Annotated in this window: 16 protein-coding genes and 1 pseudogene; 7 read left to right on the forward strand and 10 right to left on the reverse strand. The window is 69.1% G+C overall.

Features of this window, described 5'->3' with window-relative positions:
- Positions 1 to 42: 42 nt before the first annotated feature.
- Together AB5J53_RS33810 and AB5J53_RS33815 are read right to left on the reverse strand one after the other, a co-directional pair.
- Positions 43 to 1,644, reverse strand: coding sequence for a subtype B tannase (locus AB5J53_RS33810; RefSeq protein WP_369252629.1), 1,602 nt, complete (start codon positions 1,642 to 1,644; stop codon positions 43 to 45).
- Between the two features lie 481 nt (positions 1,645 to 2,125).
- Positions 2,126 to 2,743: a YceI family protein gene (locus tag AB5J53_RS33815; protein ID WP_369249403.1), complete on the reverse strand. Its 618-nt coding sequence runs from the start codon at positions 2,741 to 2,743 to the stop codon at positions 2,126 to 2,128.
- 237 nt (positions 2,744 to 2,980) lie between these two features.
- Between AB5J53_RS33815 and AB5J53_RS33820 the strand changes: the two genes are divergently transcribed.
- The 4 genes and pseudogenes from AB5J53_RS33820 to AB5J53_RS33835 all read left to right on the forward strand — a co-directional run bounded on the left by AB5J53_RS33820 (position 2,981) and on the right by AB5J53_RS33835 (position 7,826).
- Positions 2,981 to 3,478 carry a hypothetical protein gene (locus tag AB5J53_RS33820; protein WP_369249404.1) on the forward strand — a complete coding sequence of 166 codons (498 nt, stop codon included), beginning with the start codon at positions 2,981 to 2,983 and terminating at the stop codon, positions 3,476 to 3,478.
- Between the two features lie 44 nt (positions 3,479 to 3,522).
- A pseudogene (locus AB5J53_RS33825) lies at positions 3,523 to 5,824 on the forward strand (polysaccharide lyase 8 family protein).
- Positions 5,825 to 5,978: 154 nt separating this feature from the next.
- The gene (locus tag AB5J53_RS33830) at positions 5,979 to 7,577 is read left to right on the forward strand and encodes an acyl-CoA carboxylase subunit beta (protein ID WP_369249405.1); all 1,599 of its coding nucleotides are present in this window, start codon (positions 5,979 to 5,981) and stop codon (positions 7,575 to 7,577) included.
- A gap of 57 nt (positions 7,578 to 7,634) precedes the next feature.
- On the forward strand, positions 7,635 to 7,826 hold the full coding sequence (locus AB5J53_RS33835; RefSeq protein ID WP_369249406.1) for an acyl-CoA carboxylase subunit epsilon: 192 nt from the start codon (positions 7,635 to 7,637) through the stop codon (positions 7,824 to 7,826).
- A 163-nt stretch (positions 7,827 to 7,989) separates the two neighbouring features.
- Here the strand turns inward: AB5J53_RS33835 and AB5J53_RS33840 are convergent, their stop codons facing one another.
- From AB5J53_RS33840 to AB5J53_RS33875, 8 genes are all read right to left on the reverse strand, one after another.
- Positions 7,990 to 8,571, reverse strand: coding sequence for an ATP/GTP-binding protein (locus AB5J53_RS33840; RefSeq protein ID WP_031224757.1), 582 nt, complete (start codon positions 8,569 to 8,571; stop codon positions 7,990 to 7,992).
- On the reverse strand, positions 8,552 to 9,151 hold the full coding sequence (locus AB5J53_RS33845) for a DUF742 domain-containing protein (RefSeq protein WP_369249407.1): 600 nt from the start codon (positions 9,149 to 9,151) through the stop codon (positions 8,552 to 8,554). Before AB5J53_RS33845 ends, AB5J53_RS33840 begins: the two co-directional genes overlap by 20 nt.
- 94 nt (positions 9,152 to 9,245) lie before the next feature.
- The gene (locus AB5J53_RS33850; protein ID WP_005479603.1) at positions 9,246 to 9,659 is read right to left on the reverse strand and encodes a roadblock/LC7 domain-containing protein; all 414 of its coding nucleotides are present in this window, start codon (positions 9,657 to 9,659) and stop codon (positions 9,246 to 9,248) included.
- A gap of 10 nt (positions 9,660 to 9,669) precedes the next feature.
- Entirely contained in the window at positions 9,670 to 12,951 is a 3,282-nt protein-coding gene (locus AB5J53_RS33855) for a nitrate- and nitrite sensing domain-containing protein (RefSeq protein ID WP_369249408.1), read from the reverse strand.
- Positions 12,952 to 13,301: 350 nt separating this feature from the next.
- Complete coding sequence (locus AB5J53_RS33860; protein WP_054235412.1) at positions 13,302 to 13,877, reverse strand: ATP/GTP-binding protein; 576 nt, start codon at positions 13,875 to 13,877, stop codon at positions 13,302 to 13,304.
- The gene (locus AB5J53_RS33865; RefSeq protein ID WP_095936861.1) at positions 13,858 to 14,256 is read right to left on the reverse strand and encodes a DUF742 domain-containing protein; all 399 of its coding nucleotides are present in this window, start codon (positions 14,254 to 14,256) and stop codon (positions 13,858 to 13,860) included. Before AB5J53_RS33865 ends, AB5J53_RS33860 begins: the two co-directional genes overlap by 20 nt.
- A gap of 111 nt (positions 14,257 to 14,367) precedes the next feature.
- Complete coding sequence (locus tag AB5J53_RS33870; protein WP_037764993.1) at positions 14,368 to 14,781, reverse strand: roadblock/LC7 domain-containing protein; 414 nt, start codon at positions 14,779 to 14,781, stop codon at positions 14,368 to 14,370.
- Between the two features lie 9 nt (positions 14,782 to 14,790).
- Entirely contained in the window at positions 14,791 to 18,570 is a 3,780-nt protein-coding gene (locus AB5J53_RS33875) for a nitrate- and nitrite sensing domain-containing protein (RefSeq protein WP_369249409.1), read from the reverse strand.
- A gap of 596 nt (positions 18,571 to 19,166) precedes the next feature.
- Between AB5J53_RS33875 and AB5J53_RS33880 the strand changes: the two genes are divergently transcribed.
- The 3 genes from AB5J53_RS33880 to gltX all read left to right on the forward strand — a co-directional run bounded on the left by AB5J53_RS33880 (position 19,167) and on the right by gltX (position 21,755).
- On the forward strand, positions 19,167 to 19,355 hold the full coding sequence (locus tag AB5J53_RS33880; RefSeq protein WP_369249410.1) for a hypothetical protein: 189 nt from the start codon (positions 19,167 to 19,169) through the stop codon (positions 19,353 to 19,355).
- A 143-nt stretch (positions 19,356 to 19,498) separates the two neighbouring features.
- Positions 19,499 to 20,287 carry a fumarylacetoacetate hydrolase family protein gene (locus tag AB5J53_RS33885; protein ID WP_369249411.1) on the forward strand — a complete coding sequence of 263 codons (789 nt, stop codon included), beginning with the start codon at positions 19,499 to 19,501 and terminating at the stop codon, positions 20,285 to 20,287.
- Positions 20,280 to 21,755 carry a glutamate--tRNA ligase gene (gltX, locus tag AB5J53_RS33890; RefSeq protein WP_369249412.1) on the forward strand — a complete coding sequence of 492 codons (1,476 nt, stop codon included), beginning with the start codon at positions 20,280 to 20,282 and terminating at the stop codon, positions 21,753 to 21,755. The genes AB5J53_RS33885 and gltX overlap by 8 nt, the downstream gene beginning before the upstream one ends.
- Positions 21,756 to 21,947: the final 192 nt, after the last annotated feature.

The following is a 21,947-nucleotide window of genomic DNA, read 5'->3' on the forward strand; positions in this document are numbered from 1 at the left end:
GGGCCCCGGTCGAGACGAGGGCTCGGCGTCGTGGTCGGCGTACTACTTCGTGGCGCGCTTCTTGTAGCCCGTCACCTTGGCGATCCAGGTGATGAAGTCGGCCGGGTCGATGTTCGAACCGTGGCCCTCGTCCCAGTAGTAGAGGTGGTTGACGTCGTCGCCGAGGTCGGCGACGGCGGCGGCGAGGTTGGCGGAGATCGTCAGCGAGGTGTCGGAGTCCTTGGTGCCGAGGCGGATCCACCAGTGCTTGGAGCGGCTCGGGTTGTGCTCCTTGAGGTGGTACATCGGGTTCATCAGGTTGAGCTTCTCGGGGATGTCGCTCTCGAGCCGCTTGCCGGTGGCGCCCGTGGTGTCGTTCTTCAGGCTGTACGCCGTGAAGTGGCGGGCCTGCGTCTTGTCCTTGCCGAACTCGTTGTTCTCGCCCGTGGACAGGTCGAACGCGTCGAAGGCCGGCGTGGTCTTCTTCCGGGCGCCCACGTGGGTGAGGAAGTCGGCCCAGGAGAAGGTCGCCCTGCCGCCGGACCAGGTGATGAACGTGTTCGCGGCGAGGTAGGACGCGCGGTCCGAGTCCGACAGGTCCGTCAGGTACTTGGTCGCCGACGGCTCCAGGTACTGCTTCACCATGTACTCGTCGTAGTTGCGGGCCGTCAGTGGACCGAAGCCGTTCAGGCCGCGCAGCCTGAGGGAGGCCTGGTACTCGGCGAACTGGGACCGCAGCTCTTTGGAGACGGCCTGGTCGACGGCCTTGCCGGTGCTCTGGGTGACGTTGGTGCCCCAGTTCCACTCGTAGGCGCCGTCGGCATGCTCCAGGTCGGTGATCGGGCACCAGGCGCCGGTCGCGAAGATGGCGTCGCTCGCCTCGGCCGCGCCGAGCTCCTTGAGGTAGGAGTCGTAGACACGGCTGTCGCCGGACGCGCCCAGCAGGGAGGACAGGGCGCCGCCGGCGCTGGTGCCGGTGGAGACGATCCGGTCGGTGTCGCCCGGGATGACGCCCTTGTTGGCGCGCACGTACCGCACTGCGGCCTTCAGGTCCACGATGGCGGCCGGCGCGGTGCCGTAGTAGTTGCCGTCCGAGTCGGTGAGGGTCCGGCCGCGCGCGCCCGGCTCCACGACGACATACCCGGCCGCCAGGCCCAGCTTGCCGAGGTTGACCATCTCGCCCTGGCCGTTGAGCATTGCGTTGCCGCCGGACTGCACCTCGCCCGTCCCGCTGCTGCTGGACGCGGAGGCGCTGGGCGTGGCACTGCCGCTCGCCCCGCCGGTGGGAGCGCCGGTCATGCCGCCGCCCACACCGGTGGCGTCGGCCACGGACGACGGCATGTAACCGCCGACCGAGTTGGCGAAGACGATGGGCGCGTCGGTGGCGTCCACGGCCTTGCCGTCGATCTTGACGGGGACGCTGACTTTCAGGCTCTGGTACTTCTCGTCCACCGGGTTGGTGACATACGTGATGGCCTTCCAGAAGTGGTAGACCACTTCCTTGTCATGGCCGTCGGCATCGGTGATGGTCGTCGTCAGCTCGGTGTAGCCGTCCTTGTCGAAGACCAGGGCGTCCGACGACTTCGCTGCGGACTTGCCCGACGCGTTCGCACTCAAGGCGAAGCCGCCGGCTGCTGCGACTCCGGCGGTCGCGCCTATGCCCATGACGACGGTCCTGCGCTTCACTGCCCTGTGCTTCACTGAGGTCTCTCCCCTTCGCGGCATGCGGGTTCGTCGCGTGCACGTGGCGCCGTACTCGAGATCTTGTGTTGCGAACGTAAATCGCCGCGTCGAAAAGTGTCAACAATTCTGTTGATTTCATTGTGAACACTCAAGTTCTCATAGCGGGCTCACGCGATTCCTCCAGGGATGCCTCAGGAATCCCAGGGCGGCACGACTGCGCGCCGTGATCGCCATGCTGGAGGCGGGGCGGCGGGTGAAGTGACACCCGCCTCGACGGACAGGCACCCGGACATGCCGGAGCGCCCGCCTTCCGGTTACGGGGGATGGGAAGGCGGGCGCGCTCAGGGTGCCGGCGGGAGCGAAAGGCTCAGCCGACGTCGTACCGGCGTACCGGCGAAACCGTGCACCGGCTCACCGCGGTACCGACGTGTCGCCGGCGGACGTACCGTCGAAGACCGTCGACTCAGCCGGCGTTCTTGATCGCCGAGATGTCGAAGTTCAGCTTGATCTTGTCGGAGACGAGGAATCCACCGGTTTCAAGGGCCGCGTTCCAGGTCAGACCCCACTCGGAGCGCAGGATCTCGGCCTTGCCCTCGAAGCCCACGCGCTCGTTGCCGAACGGGTCCTTCGCGGAGCCGTTGAACTCCAGGTCGATGGTGATCGGCTTCGTCGTGCCGAGGATCTCCAGGTCACCGGTGATCCGGTAGTCGTCGCCGCCCAGGGCCTCCGCCTTGGTGGAGCGGAAGGTCATCGTGGGGAACTCGTCGACCTTGAAGAAGTCGGAGCTCTTCAGGTGGCCGTCACGGTCCGCGGAACCGGTCTCGACGCTCTCCATCTTGATGTCGATGGTGGCCGTGGACTTGGAGGGGTCCGTGCCGTCCAGGTGCAGGGCGCCCTCGAACTCCTGGAAGCTGCCCTTGACGTTCGTCACCATCGCGTGGCGCGCGACGAAGCCGAACGACGAGTGCGCCGGGTCGATCGTGTAGTCACCGGTCAGTGCGGCCAGGTCGGGGCTCACGGCGGAGGGTGCCGTGCTGACGTTGGTGTCCGTGGTGTCGCTCTTGCGGCCGAAGATGCCCATGACGTGCTCCTTGGGGGACGAGTGGTCGATTCTGTTGAATCTTCAACGAGCTCAACACGGCCGACTGTAGACCTATTCCGTTCAAGTTTCAACATCATCCGTAGCGTGTTGGTGACGTCACTTTTGGTTGGTCTCGCACGCCCTCTGGCGGACGCGCGTAGACCTCGGGCACCATCTCCGTGCACCGCCTGCACAGCCGCCCCATAGGAAGCACGGTCGTCCGCAGGAAGGGTCCCCATGAAGTTCCGCTCCGCTCTGACCGCCCTCGCCCTCGTCGTCGCCCCCGGTGTCGCGGTCGTCGGCACCGCCACCGACGCCTTCGCCGTCACCAAGATCAGTCACGCCACGGCGACCTCGATGTTCCGCGAGGTCGGCATCACCTGGTCCTCGTCCGGCGGCTGTTCCGACCGGAACAACCCCACCTGTACGTCCTTCGAGCAGCTCAACCTCGCCACCGCGCAGGGCGCCCAGACCCTCAAGCGGGCCAGTGGCTGCGCGCTCAACATCACCGGCGGCACCGAGACCGGCCACGCGAGCGGTACGTACTCGCACTGGAACGGCTACAAGCTCGACTACGGCAAGAACACCTGCGTCACCGCCTACATCAAGAACAACTTCACCTACATCGGCCTGCGCGGCGACGGCGCCCCGCAGTACAAGTCCGGCTCCGGCAACATCTACGCCGACGAGGGCAGCCACTGGGACGTCCTCTACTACAACTGTGGCGGCTGTTAGGCGTGAAGGCCACTCGTCGTACGTTCCTGCTCGCGGCCGCCCTTCTGGCGGCCGCGGCACCCCCGGCCGACGCCCCCGGCCGACGCCGCCGCCGACGCCGCCGCCGACGCCGCCGCCGACGAATACACCACCCTCCGGCACCGCTGGCTCGACATCGCCCTCGGCACTGGCTACGACCCCACCGCCGAGCCCTACGCATCCCGCCTGCGCGAAACCGGCGAACTCGCCCGCGGCTTCGGCGCGACCATGGCTCCGACAGCCGTATCCCTCTGGCCGGGCTACCCCTTCGACCCGCCTTCCGGCATCACCCAGAGCTACGGCCGGCTGTGGACGATGACGCAGGCGTACGTCCAGGAGGGCACCGGATCGACCGGGGACGAGACCTTGCTCGCCAAGGTCCTCAGTGGCCTCGACCACCTCTCCGCGACGGTCTACAACCCCAGCACCACCCGGTACGGCAACTGGTGGGAATGGCAGATCGGCAGCCCCCGCCTCCTCATGGACATCGTCGCCGCCCTGTACGACGAGCTGCCCCAGCCTCAGCGGGAGGCCGCCTGTGCCGCCGTCGACCACTTCATCCCCGAAGCCGTGCTCCGCGACTACTCGGGCACCTCCACCGGCGCCAACCGCGTCGACCTGTGCCGGTCCGTCGCGCTGCGGGGCATCCTCGGCCGGACTCCCGAGAGGATCGCGCTCGCCCGGGACGCGCTCTCGCCCGTCTTCCCGTACGTGACGACGGGGGACGGGCTGTACGAGGACGGCTCGTTCGTACAGCACACCTGGGTCGCGTACTCGGGGACGTACGGGCAGGTCATGCTCGACGGACTGGGGCGGCTGTTCGCTCTGCTCGCCGGGTCGAGCTGGGCGGTGACGGACCCGAACCGGCAGATCGCCCTGGACGGCGTCGAGCACGCGTACGCGCCCCTCATCCACGACGGGCTGGTGATGGACAGTGTCAACGGGCGGGCCATCAGCCGGGGTTACCTGAAGAGCGACGACCGGCACGTGATGCGCGGCGACCACTTCCACGGGCAGGGGCTGATCGCCGCGATCGCGCTGCTGGCCAAGGGAGCGAGTGCGGCCGAGCGGGAGCGCTGGTACGGGCTGATCAAGGGGTGGATCGAGCGGGACACGGTGACCCCGATCCTCACGGCGCCCCAGTTCGGGGTCGCCGATCTCGCCCGGCTGCGCACCATCGCCGGCTCGGCCGCGGAACCCGCGCCCGAGACCGCCGGACACCACCTCTTCGCGGCCATGGACCGCGCCGTGCACCGTGGCCCGGGCTTCACCGCCAACCTCTCCATGGCGTCCGAGCGGATCGCACACTACGAGTGCGGCAACGGTGAGAACCCGCGCGGCTGGCACACCGGTGCCGGGATGACGCTGTGGTGGGCCGACAGGCAGTCCGACCAGTACACGGACTGGTTCTGGCCCACGGTGGACTGGTACCGGCTGCCTGGAACGACCGTGTCCACCAAGCGACTTGCCGACAAAGAGGGCGGTGAGTGGGGAGCGGCGAGGCCCACCGTGCGCTGGGTCGGCGGTGCGACGGACGGCACGTACGCGGCCGTGGGGCAGCACCTCAAAGGGCTCGGCTCCACCCTCGAAGCCCGCAAGTCGTGGTTCTGCGTCACGGACTCCCTCATCTGCCTGGGCGCGGGGATCACGGCCTCCGACGGTGTGCCCGTCGAGACGGTGGTCGACAATCGCAACCTGGGGGAGGGCGGCACGCAGCGGTTCACCGCCGCTCGCGGATGGGCTCATCTCGAGGGCCACGGGGGGTGGGTGTTTCCGGACGGTACGTCGGCCCTGCGCACCCTCCGCGAGGACCGCACCGGCGCCTGGTCCGACATCAACACCACCAGCACCACCGAACGGCGCACCCGGCGCTGGCAGACGCTCTGGCTGGACCATGGCACGGACCCGGCCGGGGCGACGTATGCCTATCTCCTGATGCCCGGCGCCTCACGCGGTGATGTCGCGGCCCGTGCGGCGGACCGCGAGTGGCTGTGCGTCCTCGCCAACGACGCCCGCTGCCAGGCCGTTCTGGTGCGCTCCCTCGGCCTGACGGCCGCGAACTTCTGGGAGGCCGGCACGGCGGGCCCGCTGAGTGCCTCGGCGGGTGCGAGCGTTCTCGTACGGCGCCGGGGGCGTACCGCTACCCTCTGTGTGAGCGAGCCGCCGCGTACCGGGGAGCCGCTGGAGATCGTCTGGGACCGGCCGGTGCGCGGGGTCGTCAGCGCGGATCCGACGGTCGAGATCCTCGGGACGGGCCGCCGGCTCAGGGTCCGTGTCACTCCAAGGATGGCATGCGCCACTCATGAATGTGAGGTGGCTCTCAGGTGACTCCTTTGTGTGACCTCTACAACCCGAAGGCCCTCTGAGCAGTCAGATCGCCTGCATGTAGTCGTGGTTCTGTTCAGGGGCACCAGGAAAACGGGCCGGAGACTGTACGGAGTCGACGGCTCGCTTTCCTTGGTGGGCTTCGTAAGGTCACTACATGACCGTTTTGGATGAGGCTGGATCCGCAAGCTCCACAGGCGAGCCCACGGACGCGCGCGGGCGCGTGGCCGAACTGCACGCGATCCGTGCGGAGGCGCTGCGGGGCCCCAGTGAGAAGGCGACCGAGGCGCAGCACGCCAAGGGCAAGCTGACCGCCCGGGAGCGTATCGAGCTGCTGCTGGACGCGGGCTCCTTCCAGGAGGTCGAGCAGCTGCGCCGGCACCGGGCGACCGGGTTCGGCCTGGAGGCCAAGAAGCCGTACAGCGACGGTGTGATCACCGGCTGGGGCACGGTGGAGGGCCGTACGGTCTTCGTGTACGCGCACGACTTCCGGATCTTCGGCGGCGCGCTGGGTGAGGCCCACGCCACGAAGATCCACAAGATCATGGACATGGCCATCGCGGCCGGCGCGCCGCTGGTGTCCCTGAACGACGGCGCGGGCGCCCGTATCCAGGAGGGCGTCTCGGCGCTCGCCGGCTACGGCGGCATCTTCCAGCGCAACACCAGGGCGTCGGGCGTGATCCCGCAGATCAGCGTGATGCTCGGCCCGTGCGCGGGCGGCGCGGCCTACAGCCCGGCGCTGACGGACTTCGTGTTCATGGTCCGTGACACCTCGCAGATGTTCATCACCGGCCCGGACGTGGTCAAGGCCGTCACCGGCGAGGAGATCACGCAGAACGGCCTGGGCGGCGCGGACGTGCACGCCGAGACGTCGGGCGTGTGCCACTTCGCGTACGACGACGAGGAGACCTGCATCGCCGAGGTGCGCTACCTCCTGTCGATGCTGCCGCAGAACAACCGCGAGAACCCCCCGCACGTCGCCTCCGAGGACCCGGCGGACCGCCGCTCGGACATCCTGCTGGACCTGGTTCCGGCGGACGGCAACCGCCCGTACGACATGGCCAAGGTCATCGAGGAACTCGTCGACGACGGCGACTACCTGGAGGTCCACGAGCGCTGGGCGCGCAACATCATCTGCGCGCTGGCCCGCCTCGACGGCCAGGTCGTCGGCATCGTCGCCAACCAGCCGCAGACCCTCGCGGGCGTGCTGGACATCGAAGCCTCCGAAAAAGCTGCGCGCTTTGTCCAGATGTGTGACGCTTTTAACATTCCGATCGTCACCCTCCTGGACGTCCCCGGATTCCTCCCGGGCGTCGACCAGGAGCACGGCGGGATCATTCGACACGGCGCGAAGCTCCTCTACGCCTACTGCAACGCGACCGTACCGAGGATCTCGCTCATCCTGCGCAAGGCGTACGGAGGTGCCTACATCGTCATGGACAGCCAGTCCATCGGTGCCGACCTCACCTACGCCTGGCCCACCAACGAGATCGCCGTGATGGGTGCGGAAGGTGCCGCCAACGTCATCTTCCGCCGCCAGATCGCCGAGGCAGCCGATCCCGAGGCGATGCGGGTGCGCATGGTCAAGGAGTACAAGGCCGAGCTGATGCACCCGTACTACGCGGCGGAGCGGGGCCTGGTCGACGACGTCATCGACCCGGCGGAAACCCGCGAGGTCCTGATCAAGTCGCTCGCGATGCTGCACACCAAGCACGCGGACCTGCCCTCGCGCAAGCACGGCAACCCCCCGCAGTAACCCTGCGGATCCTCCGCGGCAGCCCCGCGGAAACCTCTCTCACGGAGACTGACACCTATGAGCACCCCTGACATCCGCGTCGAGAAGGGCCACGCCGAGCCCGAGGAAGTCGCCGCCATCACGGCCATCCTCCTGGCTCGCGCGGCCGCCGCCTCCACCGATGCGCCGGCCCACCGCGGCCGCCTCAAGGCCGGCTGGCGCCGCCTTGAGCGCGAGCCCGGCTTCCGCGCTCCGCACAGCTGGCACTGACTCCTCCAGCGCGCACGGTCACGGCCCCGCTCTCCTTCGGGAGGGCGGGGCCGTGCTGTTCGGTTCACCGGTGACCGGGCTTCCCCCGGCCGCGGGATGAGAACGGCCCCCGTACCTCCTGAGGGAGGGACGGGGGCCGTTCTCGCAGTGTGCGGTGCCCGCGCTAGCGCAGGCGCGCCATCAGGGCGTGCTCGACCAGCGTGATCAGCGTGGACTTGGCGTCCGCGCGGTGGCGGGCGTCCGTCGTGATGATCGGGGTGTCGGGGCCGATCTGGAGGGCCTCGCGGACCTCGTCGGGGTTGTACGGCTGGTTGCCGTCGAAGCCGTTCAGCGCGATGACGAAGGGCAGGCCGCTGTTCTCGAAGTAGTCGACCGCGGGGAAGCAGTCGGCGAGACGGCGGGTGTCCACCAGGACGACGGCACCGATGGCGCCGCGGACCAGGTCGTCCCACATGAACCAGAAGCGGTCCTGACCGGGGGTGCCGAACAGGTAGAGGATCAGGTCCTGGTCCAGGGTGATGCGGCCGAAGTCCATGGCGACGGTGGTCGTCGTCTTGTCTCCGGTGTGCGTGAGGTCGTCGATGCCCGCGGAAGCGGACGTCATGACGGCCTCGGTGCGCAGCGGGTTGATCTCCGAGACGGCGCCGACGAACGTGGTCTTGCCCACGCCGAAGCCGCCCGCCACCACGATCTTCGCGGACGTGGTGGAGCGGGAAGGCCCTCCGCTAGAGCTTGCGAAGTCCACTGAGCACCCTTTCGAGCAATGTCACGGCTGGCTGGCCGCCGGCGCTCTCGTCGCCGCCGGGCTGATGAATGGCGACCAGGCCCGCCTCCGCCAAGTCGGCGACGAGAATCCTGGCCACGCCGAGAGGGATCGTCAGCAGGGCCGAGATTTCGGCCACCGACTTGATCTCCCGGCAGAGGTTGCAGATCCGCTGATGCTCGGGCAGCTGGCCCTGCATCTGGTGCGGCTGCGCGGTGGTGTGCACCAGCGCCTCGATGGCGAGCTGGTAGCGGGGCCTGGTGCGGCCGCCCGTCATGGCGTACGGGCGCACCAGAGGGTTGTTCGACGCCCCCGCGGGCGACGGCTCGGGTGAGCGTCGCTGCGGTTGCACAGGCTGGATGCGCGGTGCCGGAGGCTGGTCGTACGGCGACGGACCGGGGCCCTGGGGGCCCTGGGGCGCGTACGGCTGACGCCGGTGGCTGGGCGCGGAGGGGAAGTTGTACCGGTTCGGGTTCTGAGAACCGTCACCCTGGCCGCCCTGCCCCTGGCCGGGGCCGTACGACCAGTTGCCCGAAGACGAACCGCCTGGGGGTGTTGCCACTTTCTCCTCCTCCGACTGTGCCGGGCACCCATCACTGTGGGACCGCGTCCCGAAACCTTACGGCCCCGGGACGCCAATACGCACCGTCTGTCTGCTAGTTGAGAAGGCTCCCCTGGAGCTCTGCTCGAAGGTCCGGGGTCAGGACCGTACCCGCACGGTCCACCAGAAGCGCCATCTCGTACCCAATGAGACCGATGTCCGCCTCCGGGTGTGCGAGGACCGCGAGCGATGAACCATCGGAAACGGACATGATGAAGAGGAATCCTCGCTCCATCTCCACAACCGTCTGGTTCACACTGCCGCCCTCGAAGATGCGGGAGGCACCCGCGGTCAACGAGGTCAGACCGGAGGCGACGGCCGCCAGCTGGTCGGCGCGGTCACGGGGAAAGCCTTCGGACATCGCCAGAAGGAGTCCGTCGGCGGAGACCACCACCGTGTGGGACACCCCGGGGGTGTTGTCCACGAAGTTGGTGATCAACCAGTTCAGGTTCTGTGCCGCCTGGCTCATCGGGCTCACACTAACGCTCCTGGTTGTAGGTGCTGTCAGGACCGAAGCCCTGGCCGTTCGTGTCACTGCTTGCGTTGCGTCCCCGCTGTACGCCGCGGCGCAGGTTGCTCAGCCTGCCCCGGACGTCCTCGGGAGCGCGGGAGACCTGGGGGCCGCCCTGTGGGGTCGATTCCGCGGTTCCCTCGACCAGGTTGGCCTTGGGCACCCGCCGCGGCAGACCGGACGAGGTGACCCCGCCCGCCTTGGGCTTCCGGAGCTGTGCGGCCTGCTGCCACCGGTCGTCGTTGGACGAGCGCCAGTCGCCGCTTCGCTCCGCGGCCGAAGCCGTGGCCGCCGGCGCCGCCTGCTCCCTCTGGTCCGCGGGGCGCTGGCCGTTGCCGTTGACATTGCCGCCCGCGGTGGATCCGCGGCGGGGCAGTCCGGCGTCGGTCAGCGCGTGGGGGGCCGAGGGGGCCGGTCCCGGACGGGTGAAGCCTACGCGGTCCTGCTCACTCACGTCAGTGGCCTGCGAGGATTCCGCTTCCGGAGCGTACTCGGACCGATACGAGCCCTGGTATGCGTCCTGCTGCGGCCAATCGTCCTGGTGGGACGCTTCTTGGAAGGCCGAGAACGTCTCCGAGGCGGCGCCCCGGGCTCCCGAGTGCTCCTCCTGGGCAGGCTCCGGATAAGTGGGTTCCGGGTAGCCGCCGTTGGACGGGAAGTACGTCTCGTCATACGACGGCCGTTGCTGCTCGTCATAGCCAGGCTGCTGCGGTTCGTCGTACGCCGTCTGCTGGTCGTACGTGGTCTGCTGCTCCTCGTACACACCCTGCCCGTTGTCGTATCCGGGGCCGCCGTTGTAGGGGGGCCGCCCGTTGTCGTACACGGGCTGCTGGGCGTCGAAGTCGTTCTGGTAGCCCTGCGGGCCCTCGATGGCCTCCTGGCCCGTCGCCTGGGCCTCCAGGGCCGCACGGCGCTCCTCACGCATCAGCGAGCGGCCCACGGGGTCCAACTCGCGGATGTCGTCGGGCACTTCGGTGTAGCGGCTGTCGTCGAAGCCGAGCTCCGCGGCGGTGCGCAGCGGCTGCTGCTGGCCCCCGAAGTCCTCGCCCTGGAACGCCCGCTGCTCCGGGATGATCTGCGAGACGGTGAACTCGTCGCGCATCGGCTGCTGTTCGCCGCCACCACCGTGGGTGATCGCGTCGGGAAGCATGACCAGCGAGGTCGTACCGGCCTGCTCGCCCGAGGGGCGCAGCTGGACGCGGATGCCGTGCCGGTCGGACAGCCGGCCGACCACGAAGAGGCCCATGCGCTGCGAGATCGCGACGTCCACGGTCGGCGGGTTGGCCAGCTTGTGGTTGATGTCCGCGAAGTCCTCGGCGGTGAGGCCGATGCCCTTGTCGTGGATCTCCACCATGATGCGGCCGTCCGGCAGACGGGTCGCGGTGACGCGGACCTTGGTCTGCGGGGAGGAGAACGTGGTGGCGTTCTCCAGGAGCTCGGCGAGCAGGTGCACGAGGTCGGTCACGGCGCGGCCGTGGATCTCGGCCTCCGGGACGCCGGAGAGCTCGATGCGCTCGTACTGCTCCACCTCGGAGGAGGCGGCGCGCAGCACGTCGACGAGCGGGACCGGCTGGTCCCAGCGGCGGCCGGGCTCCTCGCCGGCGAGGACGAGGAGGTTCTCGCCGTTGCGGCGCATACGGGTCGCGAGGTGGTCCAGGCGGAAGAGGTTCTCCAGCTGGTCCGGGTCGGCCTCGTTGTTCTCCAGGTCGGTGATCAGGGTCAGCTGGCCCTCGATCAGAGACTGGTTGCGGCGCGACAGGTTGGTGAAGATCGCGTTGATGTTGCCTCGCAGGAGGGCCTGCTCGGCGGCCAGTCGTACGGCCTCGCGGTGGACCTGGTCGAAGGCGCGGGCGACTTCGCCGATCTCGTCCGTGCTGGTGATCGGGATGGGCTGGACGCGGGTGTCGACGCGGCCCGGATCCGTGCGCGAGAGCTGGTCGACCAGCATCGGCAGACGCTGCTCGGCGACACCGAAGGCCGCGTTGCGCAGCTGGCGCATCGAGCGGCTCATCTGGCGCGCCACCATCCCGGCCAGGATGAACGCGGCGAGCAGGGCGACCACGACGACGGCACCGGTGATGAAGGCGTCGTTCTTGGCGCTGTTGGAGATGTCCGCGGCCTCGGCCACCGCCTTGTCGGCGAGGTCCGACTCGATCTGGCGGTACGCGTTGTACTTGGCGGTGTTGACCGCCCACCAGTTCTGCGCGGTGATGCCCTTCGAGGCGAGCCCGTCGAGCTCGGTCTGCTGGGGGGACTTGAGCGTCGCCAGGGCCGAGACCATGACGACGGCCGTGTCCTTCTCTTCGGTACCGGCCGGCGGCGGCACGTAGTTCGGGTTCGCCGCGCGGGCCTGCGTGGCCTGGGCCGTGAGGTCCGTCTTGATCTGCTTCTTGGCCGCGTCGAGCTTGTCCGCGTCGGCCTGGGTGCCACCACCGATGTACTCCTCGATGGCGATGCCTTCGAGATAGGCGTACGAGGAGAGGGCGACGCGCTGGCTGGCGAGGCTGCTCAGGCCGGGGCCGGGCTTGACCAGCATGTGCATGCCGATGGACCGCTCCAGCGAGAGCGCGGCCTTGGACAGCGAGATCGCGTAGACCGTACGGCCGTAGCTGGTGATGTTTCCGGTGCCCAGACCGAGTTCGTTGGCGAACTCCATCAGCGGGTGCTGGATCTGCGTGTAGCCCTCTTCGGTCTGCACGCCGGTGAGGTTCGAGGTGTACGCGATCTTGCGCAGCGAGTCGAGGCGGGGCTCGACCTTGCGGAAGATGGCCAGCCGGCGCTCCAGGCCCGCCTTCTTCGGCATGTTCTGGGCAGCCTCGTCGAAGGCGTCGGCGGCCGCGTCCGTGGCTTTGCGGGCCGCGGTGACGGTGGCCTTGTCCTTGGCGGTCTGCGCGCTGCCCTTCAGCAGGGGAAGGGCGGTGACGTCCCGCTCGACATACAGCTTGTCGCCGTACGTCAGCGCGGCCTGCACCAGACGTGCCGTCTTCTCGGCGTCCTGGGCTTCCTGCCAGGTGTCGATCGAGCTCTTCACCTGGAAGCCGCCCATGACAAGGCCGACCACCACGGGTATGAGCAGGATCGCGTTCAGCCTGGTCGGTACACGCCAGTTGCGCGGGGAGAAGCGACCGCCGCTCGGCGCGGGCGCCGTCGTGGGCTCCGGGCCGGGCACTTGTGCGGGCGCCGCTCCGCGCGGCGGCGGGGTGAAGTTGCCCCGTGCCGACGGCTCGGGACCGTTCTTGCTTCGCCTCACTCGACCAACAACCTCTCGGCGTCGGCACCTACGTTGTGCCGCGGTGTCTCCAGCGCCCTTGACTACTGGGCAGTTCAGCGCATTCCAGCACGTCAGGCGGCGCCCTTCCAAACACTCGGAACCAACGGTTCCGAGTGCTGTAAGCCCCAGATAAAACGGTCATAAAGAGCGAGCCCCGCCAAAAGGCGGGGCTTTTGTGAGCGCAGCGACACCAGTTGACCGCGATGCGTGTCGGTGCCAGCGAAATTCTCTGTCGAAACGTTATGAACACTGTGGCCGACCGTGTCAAACGACACAGCCGGCTCCAATGCGTCTACGACAACTGCCTTATGGAACTGTCGACTTGGCTACTACCGTAGCCGTGCCATGAGCGCGTGCTCGACGAGCGTGATCAGCGCGCTCTTCGCATCCGCACGGTGCCGGGCGTCCGTCGTGATGATCGGGGCGTCCGGACCGATCTGCAGGGCCTCGCGAACCTCTTCGGGGTTGTACGGCTGGTGCCCGTCGAAGCCGTTGAGGGCGATGACGAAGGGCAGGCCGCTGTTCTCGAAGTAGTCGACCGCGGGGAAGCAGTCGGCGAGACGGCGGGTGTCCACCAGGACCACCGCGCCGATGGCGCCGCGGACCAGGTCGTCCCACATGAACCAGAAGCGGTCCTGACCCGGCGTACCGAAGAGGTACAGGATCAGGTCCTGGTCCAGGGTGATGCGGCCGAAGTCCATGGCCACCGTGGTGGTGGTCTTGTCCCCGGTGTGGGTGAGGTCGTCGATGCCCGCCGAAGCGGACGTCATGACGGCCTCGGTGCGCAGCGGGTTGATCTCGGAGACGGCGCCCACGAACGTGGTCTTGCCGACGCCGAAGCCGCCCGCCACGACGATCTTCGCGGAGGTGGTCGTACGACCTCCGTCAGAGCTTGCGAAGTCCACTGAGCACCCTTTCGAGCAAAGTCACGTCCGGCGCGCCGCCGTTGTTCTCGTCGCCACCCGGCTGGTGGATGGCGACGAGTCCGGCCTCCGCGAGGTCCGCGACGAGGATCCTGGCCACACCGAGCGGCATGGACAGGAGGGCCGACACCTCGGCCACCGACTTGACCTCTCGGCAGAGGTGGCAGATCCGCTGGTGCTCGGGGAGCAGCCCCATCAGCTGCGCCGGGTCGGCCGTGGTGCTGATCAGAGCCTCGATGGCGAGCTGGTAGCGCGGCCGGGTCCGGCCGCCGGTCATCGCGTAGGGACGTACCAGCGGCTGGTCGCCCTCATCCTCGTACGGCTGCGCGTACGGATCATGAGAGGCGGTGGGCGGGGTCATGAATCCTCCGGGCGGGACAGCAAGTCGGTCAGTCGTGCCGTCTGTTGGGGCCGGTGGGGGGATTGTGGCGGCCGGACGGTGATTTCGTGCTGTGGGTAGAACCGAGGGCCGTCAGTGGAGCAGACTTCCCTGTAGTTCGGCGCGCAGGTCCGGCGTGAGCACTGCGCCCGCGCGGTCGACGAGCAGCGCCATCTCGTAGCCGACAAGGCCGATGTCGCACTCCGGGTGGGAGAGAACCGCCAGGGACGATCCGTCCGAGATGGACATCAGGAAGAGGAAGCCGCGCTCCATCTCGACGACCGTCTGGGCCACCGTGCCGCCCTCGAAGATCCGGGATGCCCCGGCCGTCAGCGAGGTGAGCCCGGAAGCGACGGCCGCGAGCTGGTCGGCGCGGTCACGGGGGAAGCCTTCGGACAGTGCCAGAAGGAGTCCGTCGGCGGACACGACGACGGTGTGGGACACCCCAGGGGTGTTGTCCACGAAGTTGGTGATCAACCAGTTGAGGTTCTGTGCCGCCTGGCTCATCGGGCTCAACTAACGCTCCTGCTGGTGAGTGGGGCTGGGGAAGCTGCCGGTCTGGCCGCCTGGAGCGGCCTGTCGACCTTGCTGAATGCCCCTACGGAGATTGGTCAGCCGGCCGCGTACGTCATCAGGCGCACGCGAGACCTGCGGACCGGTTTGGTGCTGTTGCTGCTGTGCCGTGCCCGCGACGAGATTGGCTCGCGGGACGCGGCGCGGCAGGCCTGAGGTGGTGACCCCGCCCGCCGACGGTTGACGGACGCGTTCTGCCTGCCGGACGAGGTCGTCGTTCGGCGAGGTGCGCCAGGAGGCGGTGGCCGGTGCGGCAGCCGGCCGCGGCGGAGCCGAGGGAACCTGCGGCTGCTGCTGCGCAGCCTGCGGTGCAGCCTGGGAGCCGTTGTGATGGGCGCCGTTGGGGGCGCCGTTCGCCTGACCGTGGAACCAGTTGGTCTCCAGCGTGTCGTACAGCGGCGTACGTCCGTCGCCGGGGCCCGCCGGCGGCAGCGCCTCGGGCTCCTGCGGACGCGCGGGCCGCTGCTGCGGCTGCGGGCGCTGCGGGGCCGGCTGCCGGGGAGCGCCGAAGTCGGCGTTGTCCCGGCCGGCGCCCGGCTGCGGCCGCTCGAACTGACCGGTGGACGACGGATCCTGGCTGTTGCCGTACCCGGGCGTCGCGAACTGCCCGGTGGACGACGGGTCCTGGCCGTAGCCCGGCCGGGCGAACTGGCCGGTGGACGACGGGTCCTGGGAGGCGTTGTAGCCCGGGTTGGCGAACTGGCCCGTGGTGGTGGACGGGTTGGAGGGGCCGAACACGTCGGGGCGGACGAACTGCCCGGTGTTCTGGCCGCTGTTCTGGCCGAAGTTCTGCGGCGCACTCGCACCGGGGCGCGGGGCGTCGAAGTCGGGACGGGCGAACTCGGACGTCGAGCCCGGACCCTGGCGGTCGTCGATCCGCGGCATGCGCGAGGTGGCGTCGGGCTCCTCGTGGCCACGCGGCGTGTCGAGGGACGCGCGCGGCACCGGCGGCTGCGCGTTGTCGTCGCTCCAACTCGGCGTGCGCGGCTGCGGGTTGCCACCGGGCAGCTCGGCGCGCGCACCACCGCGCCCCGGAAGCTGCGGCCGGCGACGGCTGCCCTTGCCGCCAGACGGCTGCTGCGGAGGAGTGGCCGCGGGGGCGCTGTCACCGAAGCCGCCCTGACGCGTGTCGGATCCGCCCCGGCGCGCCCCGGGTCCGTCACCGAAGCCCTGGGGTGTACCGGTCCCGGCGGCCTGGAGGCCCTGCGGGGTGCCCGGTGTGCTCTGCCCGAAGGCACCGGCACCGGCCGGAGCCGGCCTGCCCTGCTGCGGGTTCCCCGGACCCTGCGGTCCACGAGCTCCGCCCGGAGCACCGGGGCGATTGCCCTGGTTGCCGCCCGGCAGCGCGGGACCGCCCTGGTTGCTTCCGGGCAGTGCCGCTCGCGGACCCTGGCCCGCGCCGACCTGTCCGCGCTGCGGCGGGGCGCCGAGGAGGCCGCCGCCGGCGGCGGGAGCACCGGCACCGAGCGAGGGACCGGCCTGCGAACCACCTCCGCGACGGGCCGCGGCGACACCGGCCGAGGCCTGCGCGGCGGCCGGGCCACCGGTGCCCGGGCCGCCCTGGCCCGGCTTGCCCGGAGCCTTCTTGCCGCCCTGGGCGACATCGACGGGGAGCATGACGAGCGCGGTCGTACCACCGGAGTCGGAGGGACGCAGCTGGATGCGGATGCCGTGGCGCTGCGACAGACGACCGACCACGAAGAGGCCCATGCGGCGGGAGACGGAGACGTCCACGGTGGGCGGCGAGGCGAGCCGCTCGTTGATCGCCGCGAGGTCCTCGGGGGAGAGGCCGATACCGGTGTCGTGGATCTCGATCAGGACGCGGCCGTCGGGCAGCGCGTGACCGGTGACCTTGACCTTGGTCTGCGGCGAGGAGAACGAGGTCGCGTTCTCGAGCAGCTCTGCGAGGAGGTGCACGAGGTCGTTGACGACGCGGCCGGCGACCTCGGTGGTCGGGACCGCGGCCAGCTCGATGCGCTCGTACTGCTCCACCTCGGAGGCGGCGGCACGGAGCACGTCGACCAGCGGGACCGGGCGGGTCCAGCGGCGGCCGGGCTCTTCACCGGCGAGAACGAGGAGGTTCTCACCGTTACGGCGCATGCGGGTCGCGAGGTGGTCGAGCTTGAACAGCGAGGACAGCTGGTCCGGGTCGGCCTCGCGGGACTCCAGTTCGGAGATCAGCGAGAGCTGGCGCTGGATGAGGCCCTGGGAGCGGCGCGAGAGGTTGGTGAACATCGCGTTGACGTTGCCCCGGAGAAGGGCCTGCTCGGCGGCCAGTCGTACGGCCTCGCGGTGCACGTCGTCGAAGGCCGCGGCCACCTGGCCGATCTCGTCCCGGGAGTGCACACCGACCGACTCGACGGAGGTGTCGACGTCCTGCGGGTCCGACTCGGACAGCTGCTTGACCAGCTCGGGCAGCCGGTCCTGGGCGACCTTGGTCGCGGTGTCCTGGAGGCGGCGCAGCGAGCGGATCATGGAGCGGGCGACCACGAAGGCGCCGACGAGCGAGACACCGAGGACCAGGAGGATCAGCGCACCCGAGATGATCGCTTCGCTCTCGGACTCGTTGCGCAGCTGACGGGCCTTCTGCTCCATCTGGCCGAGCAGCGTGATCTCGATGGTCGACATCTTCTGGATCTTGGTGGTGTCGTCGTCGATCCAGTCCTTGTACGAGCGCTTGGTCTGCGTCTTGAGGCCGCCCGTACCGGCCAGCACGCGCCTGGAGTACTCGTCGGCCTGCCTGATGGTCGGGTTGTCGCCCTCGATGGGCGTGAGGAGGTCGGCGAACCCGTTTCCGTAGATGCTCTTGAAGCCGCTGATCTCGGATTCCTGGCTCTCCTGTGCGGAGAGCGCGTACTGCCGGTCGTTCTCCGACAGCGTGCCGAAGGTGTTCTTCTTCTCCGGCAGCGCGGCGGCGATGACGGCCCGCTGGACGGAGGCGTACTCCTTGGCGGACGAGAAGGCGGACAGCGCGCGGGTGCGCTGGATCATCTCCGGGTTGCTGGTCGCCTCGGCCATGTCCTGCGAGAGCGCGAGCAGCTGGGTGACGAGGCGGTGGTAGGCCTCGACCGTCTGCGTCGAGTTCGTGGGGTCGGCGTAGGCGTCCTTGCGGATGGCGCTGAGCTTGTTCAGCTCACCCGCGATGCCGATCAGGCTGTCCCGGACGCCGGAGAGCTGCCCGTTTGTCGTGGCGTCGTCGATCTCCTGGGTGCCGTCGAGGAAGTGCCTCTTGGCTACGTCGGTCGCGTCGCGGGCGCCCTTGACCGTGTAGTCGCTGGCCGGGGCGCCGTGCGCGAGCGGACCCGCGGACAGGTCGCGCTCCTGCTGGAGCGCGGCGGCGAGCTCGGTCGCCTGCGTGGTCATGTCCGTCAGCAGCTTCATGTTGTCGAGCTGCTGAATGCTGTCCATGTTGTCGTTGATGCGCAGCGCGCCGAGCGAGGTCGCGGCGACCACGGGGAGCGCGAGCAGCGAGACCAGGCGCGTCGAAATGCGCCAGTTGCGCAGCGCTATTCGCGAGCCGGGGCCCGTGGGGCCCGGCGGCTTCGCGGCCGGTGTGGCGGGAGCCTTCGGCTTGGCGCCGGCGCGAGCGGAGTGCTCACCGCTGCCGCCGACCTCTGCCGGTCCCGGGTTCTGGGCGTGCTGGGGCGAGGAACCGCGGTCGGTCCCGCCGTGCGGCTCCGGCTCCGCCGAAGCGCTGCCATCCCTCTTGAAACGTCCCTGCACTAGCGTCGCAACCTCTGGACCAGGCGCCCCTCCGCGAAAACGGCGGGACGGTGTCGGCGTCGTACAGGGGCGCAGATGCGCCCCCTGGTGGTCGTGAGTGACCGGCGCAGGCTCCCCCTTCCCGCCGCCACTCGGCGCTGCGTTGCGCCTCTGCGCGCCGGTTCGATCCCGCGGCGGTCCGTGGAATTCCAGCACAGTGCCGGATCTCCAACAAGGCCCGAGTACCAGGCTGTGACCTCCGTGACAGCTTGTGAGTGGTGCGTTACGAGACGTAGAAAGTGATCTCATACATAACGGGCGTATGCCTACGAGGTGTTGTGGTGTGCAGGGTGTCCCAGTCGCCATGATCAGGAGCGGAATGTCTGCTTCAGCTGAGCAATGTCCGTTTCGCCGGGCGGAGTTGAGGGCCTGAATTGACCGGTTTGCCTGCTAGTAAGTGAGGAAACTCACACGGCGATCATGGCGTCTTCACGGCTTCGCCCGGGAATTGCATGTTTAGCCTGACGCTTTACAGGGATGGCGAATCCGACAACCCGCGCCGACACGGGGGCCTTTGAGCCCGCCAGGCGCCCACGACGACAAGGTCGAGTACAACAGTGAAGACGACGATGATGTTCCGCAACATAGCCAACCCGCGACGCACCACGCTGGCGCACCTCGAGGACGCCGACGCGCTGCAGACGCCGGAGCAGCAGGAGCACTCGGTCGACCTCCCCGCCCAGACCGCCAACCCTCGCCGGACCATCCTGATGGAAGCCCCGGTCGCGGCCTCCGTCGCGGAGTAGTACGCACACACTCCGCCGCGCGCTCACCGTGCCGGTGGATACGCGCTCACCGTGCCGGTGCATATACGCGAAGCTCGCACCCCTTGCCGCGTTAGCCTGGAGCGTCAGACTCCAGCCAGCTCAGTGAGGGGCGCAAGGATCCCGTGCGCATCGCCAGGTTCTCCATCGACGGCAACGTCGCTTTCGGCGCGGTCGAGGGCGACAAGCCGGACGAGCTCGTCCTCGACATCATCAAGGGCATCCCGTTCGCGGACTTCGAGCTCTCCGGTACGAAGGTCCCGCTGAGCAAGGTCAGGCTGCTGCCGCCGGTGCTCCCGAACAAGGTCGTGGCCTTCGGCCGCAACTACGCGGAGCACGCGAAGGAGCTCGGCAACGAGGTGCCCGACGCGCCGTTCGCCTTCTTCAAGCCGTCGACCTCGGTGATCGGCCCCGGCGACGACATCCAGTACCCGTCCTTCTCGAACGAGCTGCACCACGAGGCCGAGCTCGCCGTGGTCATCGGCCGCATGTGCCGCGAGGTCCCGCGCGAGCGCGTCAAGGACGTCATCCTCGGCTACACCTGCGCCAACGACATCACCGCGCGCGACGTCCAGAAGCGCGAGAAGCAGTGGGCGCGGGCCAAGGGCTTCGACAGCTCCTGCCCGCTCGGCCCCTGGGTGGAGACGGACCTCGACCTCACCGCGATCGCCGAGGGCATCACCATCCAGTGCACGGTCAACGGCCGGCAGCGCCAGCTCGGCCGCACCAGCGAGATGATCCACTCCATCGAGGATCTGATCGTGAACATCACGGAGGCCATGACGCTGCTCCCCGGCGACGTGATCCTCACGGGCACCCCGGCTGGGGTCGGCCCCCTGAACGTCGGCGACGAGGTCGCCGTCACCATCGAAGGCATCGGCACTCTCACCAACAAGGTGATCAAGCGTGGCTAACGCGAACGTCCGCGTACGTTTCTGTCCCTCCCCGACCGGCAACCCCCACGTGGGCCTGGTCCGCACGGCCCTGTTCAACTGGGCCTACGCCCGCCACACCGGCGGCACGTTCGTGTTCCGTATCGAGGACACCGACGCGGCCCGCGACTCCGAGGAGTCGTACCAGCAGCTCCTGGACTCGCTGCGCTGGCTGGGCTTCGACTGGGACGAGGGCCCCGAGGTCGGCGGCCCGCACGCGCCGTACCGCCAGTCGCAGCGCATGGACATCTACCAGGACGTCGCGCGAAAGCTCCTGGACGCCGGGCACGCCTACCACTGCTACTGCTCGACGGAGGAGCTCGACGCCCGCCGCGACGCGGCCCGCGCCGCCGGCAAGCCGTCCGGCTACGACGGTCACTGCCGCGACCTGAGCGCCGAGCAGAAGGCCGCCTACGAGGCCGAGGGCCGCGAGCCCATCGTCCGCTTCCGCATGCCCGACGAGACGATCACCTTCACGGACCTGGTCCGCGGCGAGATCACGTACCTCCCGGAGAACGTGCCGGACTACGGGATCGTACGGGCCAACGGAGCGCCCCTCTACACGCTCGTGAACCCGGTCGACGACGCCCTGATGGAGATCACTCACGTCCTGCGCGGCGAGGACCTGCTCTCCTCCACCCCGCGCCAGATCGCCCTCTACAAGGCGCTGATCGAGCTGGGCATCGCCAAGCAGACCCCGGCCTTCGGCCACCTCCCGTACGTGATGGGCGAGGGCAACAAGAAGCTCTCCAAGCGCGACCCGCAGTCCTCGCTCAACCTCTACAGGGAGCGCGGTTTCCTCCCCGAGGGCCTGCTCAATTACCTGTCGCTGCTCGGCTGGTCGCTCTCGGCGGACCGCGACATCTTCTCCACCGACGAGATGGTCGCCGCCTTCGACGTCGCGGACGTGAACCCGAACCCGGCCCGCTTCGACCTGAAGAAGGCCGAGGCGATCAACGCCGACCACATCCGCATGCTCGACGTGAAGGACTTCACGGAGCGCTGCGCCCCCTGGCTGCGGGCCCCGTTCGCCCCCTGGGCTCCGGAGGACTTCGACGAGGTCAAGTGGCAGGCGATCGCCCCGCACGCGCAGTCCCGTCTGAAGGTCCTCTCGGAGATCACGGACAACGTCGACTTCCTGTTCCTGCCGGAGCCGGTCTTCGACGAGGCGTCCTGGACCAAGGCCATGAAGGAGGGCTCGAACGCGCTGCTGAGCTCGGCGCGCGAGAAGCTCATCGCCGCGGACTGGACGAACCCCGAGTCCCTCAAGGAGGCCGTCCTGGCCGCCGGCGAGGCCCACGGCCTCAAACTCGGCAAGGCGCAGGCCCCGGTCCGCGTCGCCGTCACCGGCCGCACCGTCGGCCTGCCGCTCTTCGAGTCCCTGGAGATCCTGGGCAAGGAGAAGACGCTGGCCCGCATCGACGCGGCACTGGCGAAGCTGCCGGCGTAGCCACTGCGCAAGCACTTCGCGTACCCGCAGGGCGTACGCGCAGGGGGCGGCGTCCGGTTCGGACGCCGCCCCCTGCGTATGCACCGAGCCTCCACCCGGAGTTCACCCGTCCTGTGAACTCCCGCTCCCGCAGGGGCAGTCGTATGTTCCCTGCGCACATGATGCGCGTGTTCATCATGTTTCAGGGGAGGG

Source organism: Streptomyces sp. R41 (assembly GCF_041053055.1).
In the GTDB taxonomy this organism is placed as follows: Bacteria; Actinomycetota; Actinomycetes; order Streptomycetales; family Streptomycetaceae; genus Streptomyces.

What these genes read in the sequence shown, in the direction of transcription:
- AB5J53_RS33810 (WP_369252629.1), bottom strand. Translation starts at nt 1,644, where the DNA reads ATGGGCATAGGCGCGACCGCCGGAGTCGCAGCAGCCGGCGGCTTCGCC.
- AB5J53_RS33815 (WP_369249403.1), bottom strand. Translation starts at nt 2,743, where the DNA reads ATGGGCATCTTCGGCCGCAAGAGCGACACCACGGACACCAACGTCAGC.
- AB5J53_RS33835 (WP_369249406.1), top strand. Translation starts at nt 7,635, where the DNA reads ATGAGCACCCCTGACATCCGCGTCGAGAAGGGCCACGCCGAGCCCGAG.
- AB5J53_RS33870 (WP_037764993.1), bottom strand. Translation starts at nt 14,781, where the DNA reads ATGAGCCAGGCGGCACAGAACCTCAACTGGTTGATCACCAACTTCGTG.
- AB5J53_RS33865 (WP_095936861.1), bottom strand. Translation starts at nt 14,256, where the DNA reads ATGACCCCGCCCACCGCCTCTCATGATCCGTACGCGCAGCCGTACGAG.
- AB5J53_RS33830 (WP_369249405.1), top strand. Translation starts at nt 5,979, where the DNA reads ATGACCGTTTTGGATGAGGCTGGATCCGCAAGCTCCACAGGCGAGCCC.
- AB5J53_RS33850 (WP_005479603.1), bottom strand. Translation starts at nt 9,659, where the DNA reads ATGAGCCAGGCGGCACAGAACCTGAACTGGTTGATCACCAACTTCGTG.
- AB5J53_RS33820 (WP_369249404.1), top strand. Translation starts at nt 2,981, where the DNA reads ATGAAGTTCCGCTCCGCTCTGACCGCCCTCGCCCTCGTCGTCGCCCCC.